The 14,912-nt window shown below is 33.1% G+C and carries 12 protein-coding genes and 3 pseudogenes; 6 read left to right on the forward strand and 9 right to left on the reverse strand.

What is annotated here, in order from left to right:
* Together C1A40_RS14210 and C1A40_RS14215 are read right to left on the reverse strand one after the other, a co-directional pair.
* Nucleotides 1–861, reverse strand: coding sequence for a carboxypeptidase-like regulatory domain-containing protein (locus tag C1A40_RS14210; protein ID WP_102996468.1), 861 nt, complete (start codon nucleotides 859–861; stop codon nucleotides 1–3).
* Nucleotides 862–1,012: 151 nt separating this feature from the next.
* Nucleotides 1,013–2,206: an IS256 family transposase gene (locus tag C1A40_RS14215; protein ID WP_102994202.1), complete on the reverse strand. Its 1,194-nt coding sequence runs from the start codon at nucleotides 2,204–2,206 to the stop codon at nucleotides 1,013–1,015.
* Nucleotides 2,207–2,307: 101 nt separating this feature from the next.
* Between C1A40_RS14215 and C1A40_RS14220 the strand changes: the two are divergent.
* Nucleotides 2,308–3,447 (forward strand): annotated as a pseudogene (locus C1A40_RS14220) (IS256 family transposase); the annotation flags it as partial.
* A gap of 74 nt (nucleotides 3,448–3,521) precedes the next feature.
* Here the strand turns inward: C1A40_RS14220 and C1A40_RS14225 are convergent.
* Nucleotides 3,522–4,684 (reverse strand): IS3 family transposase gene (locus tag C1A40_RS14225; RefSeq protein ID WP_102996469.1). Its coding sequence is split into 2 segments (ribosomal slippage): nucleotides 3,522–4,447 and nucleotides 4,447–4,684, totalling 1,164 coding nucleotides; the frame shifts between segments, so codons are not numbered across the junction.
* Nucleotides 4,685–4,741: 57 nt separating this feature from the next.
* On the opposite strand from C1A40_RS14225, the pseudogene C1A40_RS14230 reads away from it, so the two are divergent.
* Nucleotides 4,742–5,335 (forward strand): annotated as a pseudogene (locus tag C1A40_RS14230) (integrase core domain-containing protein); the annotation flags it as partial.
* 62 nt (nucleotides 5,336–5,397) lie between these two features.
* Here C1A40_RS14230 and C1A40_RS14235 read toward each other — a convergent pair.
* Nucleotides 5,398–5,829: a YceI family protein gene (locus C1A40_RS14235; RefSeq protein ID WP_158651377.1), complete on the reverse strand. Its 432-nt coding sequence runs from the start codon at nucleotides 5,827–5,829 to the stop codon at nucleotides 5,398–5,400.
* Between the two features lie 140 nt (nucleotides 5,830–5,969).
* On the opposite strand from C1A40_RS14235, the gene C1A40_RS14240 reads away from it, so the two are divergent.
* Both C1A40_RS14240 and dnaJ read left to right on the forward strand, forming a co-directional pair.
* Nucleotides 5,970–6,545, forward strand: a complete 576-nt coding sequence (locus C1A40_RS14240; protein WP_102997229.1) for a nucleotide exchange factor GrpE — start codon at nucleotides 5,970–5,972, stop codon at nucleotides 6,543–6,545.
* An 8-nt stretch (nucleotides 6,546–6,553) separates the two neighbouring features.
* Nucleotides 6,554–7,675: a molecular chaperone DnaJ gene (dnaJ, locus tag C1A40_RS14245; RefSeq protein WP_102996471.1), complete on the forward strand. Its 1,122-nt coding sequence runs from the start codon at nucleotides 6,554–6,556 to the stop codon at nucleotides 7,673–7,675.
* 106 nt (nucleotides 7,676–7,781) lie between these two features.
* On the opposite strand, the gene C1A40_RS14250 is transcribed toward dnaJ, so the two are convergent.
* Both C1A40_RS14250 and C1A40_RS14255 read right to left on the reverse strand, forming a co-directional pair.
* Nucleotides 7,782–8,978, reverse strand: a complete 1,197-nt coding sequence (locus tag C1A40_RS14250) for an IS256 family transposase (RefSeq protein ID WP_102996472.1) — start codon at nucleotides 8,976–8,978, stop codon at nucleotides 7,782–7,784.
* Nucleotides 8,979–9,191: 213 nt separating this feature from the next.
* Nucleotides 9,192–9,368 (reverse strand): annotated as a pseudogene (locus C1A40_RS14255) (helix-turn-helix domain-containing protein); the annotation flags it as partial.
* 106 nt (nucleotides 9,369–9,474) lie between these two features.
* Between C1A40_RS14255 and C1A40_RS14260 the strand changes: the two are divergent.
* A complete protein-coding gene (locus C1A40_RS14260; RefSeq protein ID WP_102996474.1) occupies nucleotides 9,475–10,353 on the forward strand; it encodes an IS982 family transposase in 879 nt (292 codons plus the stop codon).
* 422 nt (nucleotides 10,354–10,775) lie between these two features.
* Entirely contained in the window at nucleotides 10,776–11,969 is a 1,194-nt protein-coding gene (locus C1A40_RS14265) for an IS256 family transposase (protein ID WP_102994202.1), read from the forward strand.
* A 6-nt stretch (nucleotides 11,970–11,975) separates the two neighbouring features.
* Here C1A40_RS14265 and C1A40_RS14270 read toward each other — a convergent pair whose 3' ends face one another.
* Genes C1A40_RS14270 through C1A40_RS14280 form a run of 3 tightly spaced genes read right to left on the reverse strand, consistent with a single transcriptional unit; the run spans nucleotide 11,976 to nucleotide 14,903 of the window.
* Nucleotides 11,976–14,096, reverse strand: coding sequence for a peptidase domain-containing ABC transporter (locus C1A40_RS14270; protein ID WP_102996475.1), 2,121 nt, complete (start codon nucleotides 14,094–14,096; stop codon nucleotides 11,976–11,978).
* Complete coding sequence (locus C1A40_RS14275; protein WP_102996476.1) at nucleotides 14,089–14,616, reverse strand: peroxiredoxin family protein; 528 nt, start codon at nucleotides 14,614–14,616, stop codon at nucleotides 14,089–14,091. Before C1A40_RS14275 ends, C1A40_RS14270 begins: the two co-directional genes overlap by 8 nt.
* Nucleotides 14,617–14,618: 2 nt before the next feature.
* A complete protein-coding gene (locus C1A40_RS14280) occupies nucleotides 14,619–14,903 on the reverse strand; it encodes a hypothetical protein (RefSeq protein ID WP_102996477.1) in 285 nt (94 codons plus the stop codon).
* Nucleotides 14,904–14,912: the final 9 nt, after the last annotated feature.

Raw genomic sequence — 14,912 nt, forward strand, 5'->3', positions numbered from 1 at the left:
TTATTGTTTGAACTCCAAAATCATAGGTGTAGAAATCATTTTATATTTTTTCCATTTAGACTGAGAACCATATTTGTAGTAATGCACTGAACTAAATGAAGGAATTAGCATTGGTAAACTTAATTTATTACCATCCTCTGAACCTTCAATCCATTCTACTGTTATAATAATATTTTCTTTTATGTTAATATCATAATCTGTTAAATCAACATTAATCCAACCTGACGATTTGTTTTTAACTTCAACAAAAATATTTTCTTTGTTAATATTTTTATGTGGAAGATTATCTTTTATTGTGTATAGTTTAATCCTAAATATTATTTTTTCAAAATTGTTGTTTTTAATAAAAAATTTATACTTATTGAGTGTACTTGCCTTTTTTTTTCCAAGTGAAAACTTCCTCCCAATTTCTGCGCCTAAATTTTGATTTTTTGCTTTTGGTATTGAAAAAAAGACTTCATTTTTTGATCTTGATTTTTTCTTACCTTTAATATACAGTTTACTATTCTTATTAGAAGATAATATAATTTCTTCAAGTTCTTCTGTATAATTATTTAAAACTACATTTATTTTTGAGTTTGATATTATGTTTTTAATTAGTAAATCCTTTGTTTCATAACCCAAAGAAGATATTCTTAAAGTATCATTGGCCATTGAGTTGTCAATATTGAATTTAAAAATTCCTTTACCGTTTGTTACTGTTCCTACATATTTATTTATTACACCAATATTTACATATTGTAATGGTATGTTTAGACTGTCAGTAACCTTACCTGTAATAGTAATACTTTGTGAATAAATAAAATTAAAACTACAAATTAATATAATAATTAATCTGAATTTAAGGATGTTATTTTTCATAATTTATATTAGTATATTTTTATTTTTAAGTTCAATAAGTAAATTAGATTCTATTTGAGAAAATCTATTCTGTTTTATTTGTGAAGAGTTTATCCAAAATTTTGTGTTTTTGAAAAATAATTTCAAAATTCATAGGTTAAAATAATATAGATTATAACCTGTTTGGAAAACAAATATACAATTGATTGTAAATTTGGCCCCATTTAAATCGTGTTTTCTTCCATTTTTTGCTGATGCTTTGAGCTGCTAAATATATGGATTTCAGTGCTGCATCATCATGAGGGAAGACTTTTTTGTTGCGTGTATATTTTCTTAAACTGGCATTAAAACTCTCAATGATATTGGTAGTATATATAAGTTTTCTAATCTCTTTTGGGTAGTTTAAAAACGCGGTCAAATTATCCCAATTGTTTTCCCAAGACTGTACGGCAGAGAGGTATTTATCTTCCCAATTTTGTTTAAAGACTTCGAAAGCCTCTAAAGCGAATTTCTCATTATCGGCTTGATAAATAGCTTTAATATCGACCATTATTGATTTACGGTCCTTATAGCTCACATATTTTAAAGAGTTTCTAATTTGATGTACGATACATATTTGACGTATACTACCTGGAAAAATAGCTTCTACAGCTTTATCTAATCCAGAGAGGTTATCCGAACACAGAAAGAAGATATCTTTTACGCCTCTAGAGCGCAGATCGTCTAAAATGGACATCCAAGCAGCTGCCTTTTCTGTCTCCACAATACTCATGCTCAAAATATCTTGTTGCCCTTCGGTATTCACCCCTAAAACTATCATACAGGCTTTAGATATTACCTTGCCTTCTTGACGTATTTTATAATGAATAGCATCTATCCAGACAATGGGATATACGTCTTCTAAAGGTCTATTCTGCCATTGTTTGATGTCTTCCAATAATTGATTGGTGATAATGGATACCTGTGATGTGGAATACTGCACTCCATAGGTACTTTCAATAAAATCAATAATATCGCTATTGCTCATACCTTTGGCGTAAAGCAGTTGAATACAATCTTCTAATTCTTGACTAATCGATTGATGTTTGGGGACAATAACAGGCTCAAAGCTCGCTTGACGATCTCTGGGGATTTTGATGCGTTGTTCGCCGTTATGAGTCTTGATAGTTTTCTCTGAGAAACCATTGCGCTGGTTGTTCTCAATTACAGAACCTCCTTTTTGAAACCCTAAGTGGGCAGTCATTTCTGCTTTTAAAAGTGATTCAATACCACGTTTAAGCAACTGTTCCTTGACCTGGTCAAAGTCCTCCTTGTTGCTGATTTTGCCGATCAAGGCGTCTAATTGTTTTTCTAAGTCTGAGTTCATAAAATAAAAATTTAAAAGTAAATTTTTTGCCTATGAATTTCAAAATCATTTTTAAACTAACTAACAGCAAAAACACAAAATAGTTTACAGTCCCCAGGAGCGAACTAACCTCTTTTCTAAAATCCATCCAAAAGCGAGGTATTGAAAAGATGCTAGAAGGAGAACTTGACGCTCATTTAGACTATGAGAAACATCAGCAATCCAATAATAGCAATACCCGTAACGGCTATGGATCTAAAAGGATAAAAACAGCTTTAGGAGAGACTAATATTAAAGTTCCCAGAGACCGAGAAGCTTCTTTTAACCCTATGCTGGTTCCTAAACGCACAAACATGGTTGACGGCATAGAAAACGTCATTATCAGCCTTTATGCCAAGGGTATGAGTAATTCTGATATTGAAGAGCAAATCCGAGAAGTTTACGATTTTGATGTATCTACATCTACCATATCACGTATCACAGATAAAGTTACCAATGATATTATTGCTTGGCAAAACAGACCCCTGGAGCCCGTATATTTAATTACTTGGATGGATGGTATTGTATTTAAGGTTCGGGAGAACTCTAAAGTCATTAACAAAACCATGTACATCGCCGTAGGACTCCGTAGAGATGGTAAAAAGGAAGTCTTAGGACTTTGGCTGGGTAAGAATGAATCGGCAGCCTTTTGGATGAGTGTACTAACCGATATGAAAGCCAGAGGCGTTCAGGATTTGCTTATCACGGCCACAGATAATCTTAACGGTTTCACCGACACCATTAAAAATGTTTTTCCTGAATCTAAAACCCAAATTTGCGTGGTACATCAGATTCGTAACGCTTGTCGCTATGTTGTTTGGAAAGACAAGAAGGAATTTACAAAAGACATGAAAAATATCTATGATGCACCCACCAAAAACGCAGCAAAAGCTGCTCTAGAGGACTTTGCTTAGAAATGGGAACACAAGTACTCTTATGCTATTAAAAGCTGGAGAGAAAACTGGGATGAGCTTACTGCTTTTTATGAATTTCCTGTTGAAATTAGAAAAATCATTTACACTACCAACCTTATTGAAAACCTTAATGGAAAAATCAGAAAGTACACTAAAAACAAGCTCTCATTCCCAACAGATGAGGCTGTTATGAAGTCCACTTTTTTAGCCCTTAGAGAGGCTACCAAAAAATGGTCGATGCCTATTAGGAACTGGGGCATTATTTTAAACCAGTTTTTAACTATATTTGAAAAAAGGGTTCAACTTTAAAAAAGCTAAACCCTCGATTTATAACTTACACACTTTACGGGATAGTGTCCTAATAAATTTGGTACTATTTTATACTAAGCAGCTTTGTTAATAAATCCTTTTAATTGTAATTCTTTTTCAAGAGGCGTCATGTATCCTAAACTAGAATGTAATCTTTGAGTGTTATACCAGTTTAAATATTGATCAATAGATTTGTATAATTGATTATAAGACGTATACTTAAATCTGTTAATCCACTCATATTTAATGGTTTTAAAAAAACTTTCAGCTACAGCATTATCCCAGCAATTTCCCTTTCTACTCATGCTTTGTATCACTTTTTGATTAAAAAAGAACATATTTGTGATTCTGTTGGATGCATATTGCACACCCCTGTCGGAATGAAAAATACACTGCTGGTTTATCACTCTGTTTCTTCTAGCATCAACCCAGGCCTTTAAAACCGTATTCTCAGTAGTCATATCTTCACTTAAAGACCAGCCTATTATTTTTCTATCAGCCAAATCCATTATCGTGGTTAAATAGTTCCATTGTTGATTAACTCTTATATACGTAATGTCAGAGACTAATTTGTAGCCTAAAGAAAAACTGGTAAAATCCCTGTCTAATTCATTTTTAGCTGTTTTTAGAGAATGATTTGAATCCGTAGTTACCACAAATTTTTTATTCAATACACTTCTTAGTCCCATTTCTTTCATAAGTAACCCCACATATGAACGGGAATAAAAAAGCTTTTCTCGTTCAAGTTGTTTTTGAATTCGATAGCTACCATAAATCTGTTTACTATTGTCAAATATAGCTTCGATTCTGTCTTTTAAAAATGATTTAGAGGAATTAACCTTTAAGGTGTCTTTGGTTTTAAGCCAATGGTAATAAGCATTTTTACTAACCTTCATGCATTTGCACATCTTTTCGACAGGATAAGTATTTTTGTTTGATAAAATGAAGTTATACCTTATCTGTCGCTCTTGGAAAAGATGCTCACCGCCTTTTTTAAGATGTCACGTTCCATTTTAACATCTCTTAATTCCTTTTTTAATGCTATAAGTTCTTGATGTTCTTTGGATTTAGGTTCATTTTTAGAAAAATCTCCTCCTTTTAAATCATACTCTTGTTTCCATCTATTAATAACACTTGTATGAACTCCATATTCTTCACTCAGTTGTTTTGTTCGTATACCAGATTTTGATAAATCTAATATCATCGATTTAAACTCGTTGTCATATTTTTTTCCCATAATTCAAATATAGTTTATACTCTATATAAAACCGTCACAACAAAGGTAGACACTTCACATAGAGTTTACGTGGCTTTAGATCTTCCTTTAAGACGCAAAGTAAAGAAACGTTTACCTTCAAGAGTAAAAGAACCATTAGATGTTCCAAATGAACGTAATCATACATGGAGTATAGATTTTGTGACAGATGTACTAGATAATAAAAGACGTTTTCGAGCATTTAATATTATTGATGATTACAATAGAGAAGCTCTACATATAGAAATTGACTATTCCTTGACCAGTAATCGCATCGTTTGGGTGCTTAATCATTTAATCAATAAGAAAGGTAAACCAAAAAAAATACGTATGGATAACGGTCCGGAATTTATTGCACATATAACTGGTGATTGGAGCAAGATGAAGGAAATAGAGTTTAAATATATCCAGCCCGGAAAACCAACTCAAAATGCTTTTATAGAACGCTTCAATGGTTCATACCGAAGAGATGTTCTTGATAAATTTATATTTGAGAATCTCGATCAAGTAAGAGAACAAACAAAAATATGGATAGATGACTATAACAACGACAGGCCACATGATGCTCTAGGAAAAATAGCGCCCATAAAATATGCAGAGAAACAGGATGTCGCTGCCGCTAGGCTCATTTAAAATAAACTGACTTTAAAAAAATCAAATGAATAAAAAGTCAGTCTATTTTAAACGTAAAAAAATTATATATTTGGATTAACTAACGGTTCGAAAAAGGGGAAGCCTACAGGATGGTTTTCTAGGTCAAAGAAATCTTCGTTTTTTAAGTGGCCTAAAAGTTTCGCATTACCTTCGTCTTCCGCAGGGATGTCAACTACTACAATAGAGTTCATGTCGATAAAAATGTTACCACCAGAAATATGGCCTTGTTGGCTTACTAAAGTACCTTGAGCAATAGAAATGGTTCCAAAGTGCTCACCTGTTGGTTTGGTGCCTTTCCATGTCATAGTAGAGGCTACTGGATCAACATTAAATGTTACACCCTCGGTATTGTTATGGGTTTCTTCAATAGCCGTTTCAGGAGCTGTTTCAGCTTCCTTAGCTTTGTCTTTACATGATGTAAATGCCGCCGATAAAGCGATTAATAGAACAAATGCAGATAAATTCTTCTTCATTATATAATGTTTTTTGGGTTTTAAGTCACAAAAGTAATCAAAGTTTACTTCAAAAAAATTTAATGACATTATGACATTATTACAATATTGGCAGTACTTTTGCCAACTTAAAATTTAGTATGTCAAAACGTGAATTTACGATGAGTAAAAAGGATAAAAACAACGATATAGAAAGTGAACAAGTAGACGGGGTTCAAAACGAAACCGTTGAAGTAGAAGATCAAGTTTCTGAAGATCAGCCTGTAGAAGATACAGAAGAAGAAACTGTAGAAGAAAAGCTTGAAGCAGAATTAAAACAAGAGAAAGAAAAGTTTTTGCGTTTATTTGCTGAATTTGAAAACTATAAGCGAAGAACTTCTAAGGAGCGTATCGAGTTGTTTTCTACAGCAAGTGAAGGTGTTATGAAAACTTTACTGCCTGTTTTAGATGATTTTGAGCGTGCTTTAAGTCATATTGAAGACGATAAAGAGGCTGAAGAATTGCGTAAAGGTGTATTGTTAATTTATCAGAAATTAGTGAACACTTTAGGTCAAAAAGGCTTAAAGGTTATGGAAGTTGAAAAAGGCGATGTGTTTAATGCCGATACGCATGAAGCAATTACACAAATACCTGCACCAAACGACGATTTAAAAGGAAAAATTATTGATATAGTTGAAAAAGGATACCTATTAGGTGAGAAAATTATCCGTTTTCCAAAAGTAGTTATTGGGCAATAAAATAAAATATGGCTAAAAGAGATTTTTACGAAATATTAGGAGTTAGTAAAGGGGCGTCTGCTGCTGAAATTAAAAAAGCTTATAGAAAAAAAGCGATTGAATTTCACCCAGATAAAAACCCTGATGATAAGGAAGCTGAAGCAAAATTTAAAGAAGCAGCCGAAGCATACGAAATTTTAAGCGACGAGAATAAAAAAGCACGTTACGACCAGTACGGTCATCAAGCCTTTGAGAATGGCGGTGGCGGCTTTGGTGGTGGCGGAATGAATATGGATGACATATTCAGTCAGTTTGGAGATATTTTCGGAGGCGGAGGTTTTGGTGGCGGCTTTGGTGGCGGCTTCGGAGGTGGCGGTCAACGTCGTACTAAAGGTAGCAATCTGCGTATTCGTGTGAAGCTAACTTTAGAAGAAGTAGCTAATGGTGTAGAGAAAAAAGTTAAAGTAAAACGTAAAATTCAAGCACCAGGTACCACCTATAAAACTTGTACTACTTGTCAAGGTAGCGGACAAGTAACTAGAATTGCAAATACCATTTTAGGGCGTATGCAAACTTCGGCACCATGTAATGTTTGTGGTGGAGCAGGACAAACGATCGATAAAAAACCTAGCGATGCCGATGCACAAGGTTTAAAAGTTTCAGAAGAAACAGTTTCTATTAAAATTCCTGCTGGAGTTGTAGACGGTATGCAACTTAAAGTTTCAGGAAAAGGAAACGAAGCACCAGGTAATGGCATTTCGGGCGATTTAATTGTGGTTATTGAAGAAGAACAACATGATCGATTAAAGCGTGAAGGTGATAATTTACACTACGATTTGTATGTAAGTTTCCCAGACGCCGTGTTAGGAACCTCTAAAGAAATAGATACCGTTACAGGAAAAGTGCGTATAAAAATAGAAGCAGGTACGCAATCTGGAAAAATTTTACGCTTACGCGGAAAAGGAATTCCGAGTATAAACGGTTACGGTAAAGGTGACTTGTTGGTACATGTTAATGTTTGGACACCGAAAACATTAAATAAACAACAAAAAGACTTTTTTGAAGCTATGCAGGATGATGAACATTTTGATCCTAAACCAGAGAGTTCAGATAAGTCTTTCTTTGAAAAAGTAAAAGATATGTTTTCGTAATAAAACTTTAAAATATTGAGAAATCCGCTTAAAAGGCGGATTTTTTTGTCAATAAAAGACACTATCCCGAAAAGTGTGTAAGTTATAAATCGAGGGTTTAGCTTTTTTAAAGTTGAACCCTTTTTTCAAATATAGTTAAAAACTGGTTTAAAATAATGCCCCAGTTCCTAATAGGCATCGACCATTTTTTGGTAGCCTCTCTAAGGGCTAAAAAAGTGGACTTCATAACAGCCTCATCTGTTGGGAATGAGAGCTTGTTTTTAGTGTACTTTCTGATTTTTCCATTAAGGTTTTCAATAAGGTTGGTAGTGTAAATGATTTTTCTAATTTCAACAGGAAATTCATAAAAAGCAGTAAGCTCATCCCAGTTTTCTCTCCAGCTTTTAATAGCATAAGAGTACTTGTGTTCCCATTTCTGAGCAAAGTCCTCTAGAGCAGCTTTTGCTGCGTTTTTGGTGGGTGCATCATAGATATTCTTCATGTCTTTTGCAAATTCCTTCTTGTCTTTCCAAACAACATAGCGACAAGCGTTACGAATCTGATGTACCACGCAAATTTGGGTTTTAGATTCAGGAAAAACATTTTTAATGGTGTCGGTGAAACCGTTAAGATTATCTGTGGCCGTGATAAGCAAATCCTGAACGCCTCTGGCTTTCATATCGGTTAGTACACTCATCCAAAAGGCTGCCGATTCATTCTTACCCAGCCAAAGTCCTAAGACTTCCTTTTTACCATCTCTACGGAGTCCTACGGCGATGTACATGGTTTTGTTAATGACTTTAGAGTTCTCCCGAACCTTAAATACAATACCATCCATCCAAGTAATTAAATATACGGGCTCCAGGGGTCTGTTTTGCCAAGCAATAATATCATTGGTAACTTTATCTGTGATACGTGATATGGTAGATGTAGATACATCAAAATCGTAAACTTCTCGGATTTGCTCTTCAATATCAGAATTACTCATACCCTTGGCATAAAGGCTGATAATGACGTTTTCTATGCCGTCAACCATGTTTGTGCGTTTAGGAACCAGCATAGGGTTAAAAGAAGCTTCTCGGTCTCTGGGAACTTTAATATTAGTCTCTCCTAAAGCTGTTTTTATCCTTTTAGATCCATAGCCGTTACGGGTATTGCTATTATTGGATTGCTGATGTTTCTCATAGTCTAAATGAGCGTCAAGTTCTCCTTCTAGCATCTTTTCAATACCTCGCTTTTGGATGGATTTTAGAAAGGAGGTTAGTTCGTCTCCTGTTTTGAACTGTTTTAAAAAATCGTCGTTTAGAAAATCTTCTTTCTTCATAAGTGTGTAAATTTTAAAATTAAACAAAAAATATCGAGGGTTGCAACCCTCGATATTTTTTGTTTACACACTTTATGAGATACTGCCGCCGCTAGGCTCATTTAAAATAAACTGACTTTAAAAAAATTAAATGAATAAAAAGTCAGTCTATTTTAAACGTAAAAAAATTATATATTTGGATTAACTAACGGTTCGAAAAAGGGGAAGCCTACATTCTGCTGAGTATTTATCTCTATCTGTTTGCACCCATTTATTAACTTCTCTTGTAACCGTAGATCGAGCTCTGTTAATGGTTATAGCGATGTATGATTTATTCTTTTTTTCAGTTAAAAGAGTCTCAATCTGTATTCTTTCTTTAAGGGTAAGTCTACCTGTTTTTTTTCGTACCATAATTACAAATCTATTAATTTAACCCGTTGTGCATTATGATTTAAAAGAAAAAAGTTGTTCATCTTACTGAAAATCAGTAAATTGATTTAACTACAAATCATTAATAATGAACAACTTGAGTGCAAATTACGAAAGAATATTGGAAGTATTAAGAAAAATATCGAAAGAACAACTTTTAAGTTATCAAAGACGACAACCAAAGCTTAGTGATTTAGAACTTATCAGTTTGAGTCTTACTGCCGAATTTATGGGAATAGATAGTGAAAATGACCTTTTTAGAAAACTTCCAGATTCCCTATTATCAAAAATAGAGAGAAGTGTCTACAATAGAAGAAGACGAAAACTAGTTAATAAGCTCAACAGTATCAGGTTAAGCTTAGCTTCCCATTTTAATGAATTTGAAGATTATTTTGTAGTAGATAGTATGCCTTTAGAAGTTTGTAAATTATCACGCAGTTCTCGTTCAAAGATTTGTAAAGAAAACACTTATGCATTTCCAGATAAAGGTTATTGTGCAGCTCAAAGTTCTAATTATTACGGTTATAAACTGCACGCTGTTTGTTCTGTAAATGGTGTCTTTCAAAGTATCGATTTGAGTCCAGCATCTGTACACGATATTAATTATCTTAAAGATATTAAGATGCAAATAAGCGATTGTACATTAATTGGTGATAAAGGCTATTTATCAACAGAAATACAGCTTAACTTGTTTGAAACCTGTAATATAACGCTAAATACACCTATGAGAAGCAATCAAAAAAATTACAAAGTACAGCCTTATGTATTTAGAAAAAAGAGGAAAAGGATAGAAACATTATTTTCACAACTTTGTGACCAATTTATGATAAGACACAATTATGCTAAAACTTTTGAAGGTTTTAAAACAAGAATCGTAGCTAAGATAACTGCTTTAACAACTATTCAGTATATCAATAAGTTTATTTTTGGGAGAAACATTAATAATATTAAAATTAGCATTATTTAAAATGCACAACGGGTTAATTTAGATTTGTTGCGTTAAGTTCTTGAATACGGATGGTTATTCTCGTATTGGTGCTAACGTTTTTATATATGATTTGTTGCGTGTTTCAAGCACTGAATTTAGTAAATAAAAACCAACTAGAAAATCCGCGAGGATTTTCGTAAGTAGGCTAGAATCAGCAATAAATTATATATGTTGTTGGGCTTAGTTTTTTATATCAATTCATTCCAGAATTCACTATAAAAATTTTTCGATTCCATTAACTTTTGGTGATTTCCAAAGTCAGTTATAATTCCGCTTTCTAACACATAAATTAGGTCAGCAATTTTCGGGGACTGTAAACTATTTTGTGTTTTTGCTGTTAGTTAGTTTAAAAATGATTTTGAAATTCATAGGCAAAAAATTTACTTTTAAATTTTTATTTTATGAACTCAGACTTAGAAAAACAATTAGACGCCTTGATCGGCAAAATCAGCAACAAGGAGGACTTTGACCAGGTCAAGGAACAGTTGCTTAAACGTGGTATTGAATCACTTTTAAAAGCAGAAATGACTGCCCACTTAGGGTTTCAAAAAGGAGGTTCTGTAATTGAGAACAACCAGCGCAATGGTTTCTCAGAGAAAACTATCAAGACTCATAACGGCGAACAACGCATCAAAATCCCCAGAGATCGTCAAGCGAGCTTTGAGCCTGTTATTGTCCCCAAACATCAATCGATTAGTCAAGAATTAGAAGATTGTATTCAACTGCTTTACGCCAAAGGTATGAGCAATAGCGATATTATTGATTTTATTGAAAGTACCTATGGAGTGCAGTATTCCACATCACAGGTATCCATTATCACCAATCAATTATTGGAAGACATCAAACAATGGCAGAATAGACCTTTAGAAGACGTATATCCCATTGTCTGGATAGATGCTATTCATTATAAAATACGTCAAGAAGGCAAGGTAATATCTAAAGCCTGTATGATAGTTTTAGGGGTGAATACCGAAGGGCAACAAGATATTTTGAGCATGAGTATTGTGGAGACAGAAAAGGCAGCTGCTTGGATGTCCATTTTAGACGATCTGCGCTCTAGAGGCGTAAAAGATATCTTCTTTCTGTGTTCGGATAACCTCTCTGGATTAGATAAAGCTGTAGAAGCTATTTTTCCAGGTAGTATACGTCAAATATGTATCGTACATCAAATTAGAAACTCTTTAAAATATGTGAGCTATAAGGACCGTAAATCAATAATGGTCGATATTAAAGCTATTTATCAAGCCGATAATGAGAAATTCGCTTTAGAGGCTTTCGAAGTCTTTAAACAAAATTGGGAAGATAAATACCTCTCTGCCGTACAGTCTTGGGAAAACAATTGGGATAATTTGACCGCGTTTTTAAACTACCCAAAAGAGATTAGAAAACTTATATATACTACCAATATCATTGAGAGTTTTAATGCCAGTTTAAGAAAATATACACGCAACAAAAAAGTCTTCCCTCATGATGATGCAGCACTGAAATCCATATATTTAGCAGCTCAAAGCATCAGCAAAAAATGGAAGAAAACACGATTTAAATGGGGCCAAATTTACAATCAATTGTATATTTGTTTTCCAAACAGGTTATAATCTATATTATTTTAACCTATGAATTTTGAAATTATTTTTCAAAAACACAAAATTTTGGATAAACTCAATTTTCGGTAAGGAATGTAATCTGTGGGAAATGAAAATTATTGTTAATTCAGATTTTAGTTTGTTTAGTAACTCCAAAACGAAATTCTCTGTTTTTCTGTCCATTGCAGAAGTAAACTCGTCTAATAATAAAACTTTTGGCTTTTTATATAAAGCTCTCATTAATGCAATAACTTGCTTTTGTCCACCTGAAAGGTTAATACCTTCTTCCCCAAGAATGGTGGCATAGCCTTGTGGTAACGAATTGATAAAATTTTCGAAACCATAATCTTGACAAAATTTTGTAATATTTTCGGGAGTGTCTTCTCGTCCTAAAATTATGTTTGTTATCACATCACCAACAAAAATTGTTACATCTTGTGGTACAACGCCTAAAATAGTTCGCCAGTTTTCTGTGTTTAATTCTGTAAGATTATGTTGGTTATTAAGTGTAATAGTTCCATTTTCAAAAGGGTAGAATTTTTGCAAGATTTGCCCTAAAGTACTTTTTTCACTACCACTTTCTCCAACTATTGCAATGCACTTATTTTTACTTATGCTGATGTTTATGTCTTTTAATAATTGACTTCTTCCAGCAAAACGAAAAGACAAATTTTTAATTTCAAGTGAAGTAAAGTTTAAAATTTCTTTTGTTCCTTTTTGTTCTTTATCCATTGATGCAAACTCGTACATACGGTTAAACGCTACTTTGGCTTCATTGATTGGAATTGTTATTAATGCCAAACTTGCAACAGATGGCAATAAACTACCTGCAACACCTAAAACAGCCATTAGCTCTCCTAATAGCATTGTTTCGTTATACACTTGAATAGTTGTATAAACCAAAATACCCATTAAAAACAAAACACTAAACACACCAGAAAAAACCGATAAACGTACATTGATTTTACCAAGATTAAATGCTCTTTCTTGAAAATTACCATAAATAAGTTGGTTGATTTTTTGAAATATAGATTGTCTGTTATTGTTTTTTATTGTAGCTATACCTTGCATTGAGGTTATGTAATTGCTCTCGCTAAAGGCATAACCTTGCATCACTTCTTTTTGTGCATTAATAATCCGTTTGTTAAAACTGTAAATAAGGATAAAATAAAAGGGTAAACTCATAAAAGCAATTAGTCCTGTTTGCCAAGAATAGTAAAATATAAAACCCAAAGTCACTACTGTTACTAAAGCATTGATAACAACATTGCCTACAATTTGACTTATAACACGTTGTACACGTTGCGTGTCGTTTAATCGCGCCACGAGTTCTCCAATTTTACGAGTATCGAAAAAGGGTTTTGGTAAATTGAGCAATGATGAATAAAAACTATCAACAATACGATTATTAAAATTTTTGGTTTGACGAATAAGGAAATAATCACGCAATGCAGTAAAAAATACCCTAACTAAAAGTAAAAAGGCAACTAATGCAATACCTGTAATAAGCTTTGTGAAGTTTTTTGAAGGTAAAATATCATCAATTAATTTTTGTGAGAATATCGCCATTGCCATGCCGAGAATGGCAATACCTAAACCTAACAATACACTAAATGAAATTAAACGATAATCTTCTTTAAGCAATTTTAAAAACCATTGCTTTTTGTTTTTATTTTGGGCTTCGGTTTTTACAAAATTATCATTTGGTGTAAGGGTTAAGCAAGTTTTGGATTTCCATATGGTCTCTAATTGGTCTTTGGTGTAGGTTGTAATGCCTTTTGCAGGGTCACCAATGATAAATTTGCCTTTCTCATAGCCATAACAGACTACGTAATGTTGTAAACGTTCTTTAATAAGAACGTGTAATATTAACGGTTCTTTGTGGTCTATTACCGCTTGTATATTTGCTTCGTTACCTTGGGTAGTAAAACCTATTTTAATGGCAGCTTGATATAAACCCAAAAGGGTAGTACCTTGTTTGGTTGTACCGCTTAGTTCTCTTAACTTTTCTAAATTGTTTGAACCACCATAAAATTGGATAAGCGATAATAAAGAAGCTACACCGCAATCCGACTGGTCGTGTTGTTGCGTAAATGTTTGATGTATGTGTTTTTGAGAAAGATTGATTGCTTTAATCATTTTGTTGTAATACTCTTAAAATGCCTTTGGCGTTGAACTGTCCTTTGTGCTTTTTGATGAGTTTTTGGTTTTTGTTGTAGATTAAGAGATAAGGAATGCTGTTAGCATCAAATCGACTAGAAAACATATCAAGGTTATCATATAAAAAGGTAATATTTTGCTGATTGTTTAATTTGTACTTTTCTGAGAATTGTTGAATGGTTTCAATAGGTTCTCTAGATACAAAAAGGAATTTAACGTTTTTAAAATTTTCTAAATTATCATTAATACTTTGTGCTTCATGTTGGCAGGAATCACACTCGCTGTTAAAGTAGATGAAAATGGCATTTAGCTTTGGCTTTAAGTTAGCATTATTAAATGGTTGTTGTTCTAAGGTTAAAAACTCAAACTCTGGAACTATTTCTAATTGCTTTGCAATTTGATTTTTTTCTTTGGTTTTAGAAATGATATTGTAGCCTAAATAAGACAATAAACCTAAAATAGTAATTGTAACTACAATTAAGATTGTTTTTTTACGCATAATTAACTCATATTTAAGGTGATGAACATCACACCAACAACCCAAATCAACAAACCAATACCGTAACTGCTCGCAACAATGGCCATACCTTTATCTGTGTTTTCATGTATTTCTTTACCAATTAGGAATGCTAAAATAAACCAATAGGCTAATTCAAAAAGATTAAGCACTTGAAACGGATAGATAAACCAAGTTTGTAAACCCTCATAACCTATAATATTTAAAGCTGATAATGTGGCTAACACGGTTCGATTTGTGCCAGTGATTTCGGAGTTACTGTGCGACACTATCCCGAA

Source organism: Tamlana carrageenivorans (genome assembly GCF_002893765.1).
In the GTDB taxonomy this organism is placed as follows: Bacteria; Bacteroidota; Bacteroidia; order Flavobacteriales; family Flavobacteriaceae; genus Pseudotamlana; species Pseudotamlana carrageenivorans.

Coding starts and splice junctions, on each gene's coding strand:
- C1A40_RS14275 (WP_102996476.1), bottom strand. CDS start 14,616: ATGCGTAAAAAAACAATCTTAATTGTAGTTACAATTACTATTTTAGGT.
- C1A40_RS14215 (WP_102994202.1), bottom strand. CDS start 2,206: ATGAACTCAGACTTAGAAAAACAATTAGACGCCTTGATCGGCAAAATC.
- C1A40_RS14260 (WP_102996474.1), top strand. CDS start 9,475: ATGAACAACTTGAGTGCAAATTACGAAAGAATATTGGAAGTATTAAGA.
- C1A40_RS14265 (WP_102994202.1), top strand. CDS start 10,776: ATGAACTCAGACTTAGAAAAACAATTAGACGCCTTGATCGGCAAAATC.
- C1A40_RS14210 (WP_102996468.1), bottom strand. CDS start 861: ATGAAAAATAACATCCTTAAATTCAGATTAATTATTATATTAATTTGT.
- C1A40_RS14250 (WP_102996472.1), bottom strand. CDS start 8,978: ATGAAGAAAGAAGATTTTCTAAACGACGATTTTTTAAAACAGTTCAAA.
- C1A40_RS14270 (WP_102996475.1), bottom strand. CDS start 14,096: ATGATTAAAGCAATCAATCTTTCTCAAAAACACATACATCAAACATTT.
- C1A40_RS14235 (WP_158651377.1), bottom strand. CDS start 5,829: ATGAAGAAGAATTTATCTGCATTTGTTCTATTAATCGCTTTATCGGCG.
- C1A40_RS14240 (WP_102997229.1), top strand. CDS start 5,970: ATGAGTAAAAAGGATAAAAACAACGATATAGAAAGTGAACAAGTAGAC.
- dnaJ (WP_102996471.1), top strand. CDS start 6,554: ATGGCTAAAAGAGATTTTTACGAAATATTAGGAGTTAGTAAAGGGGCG.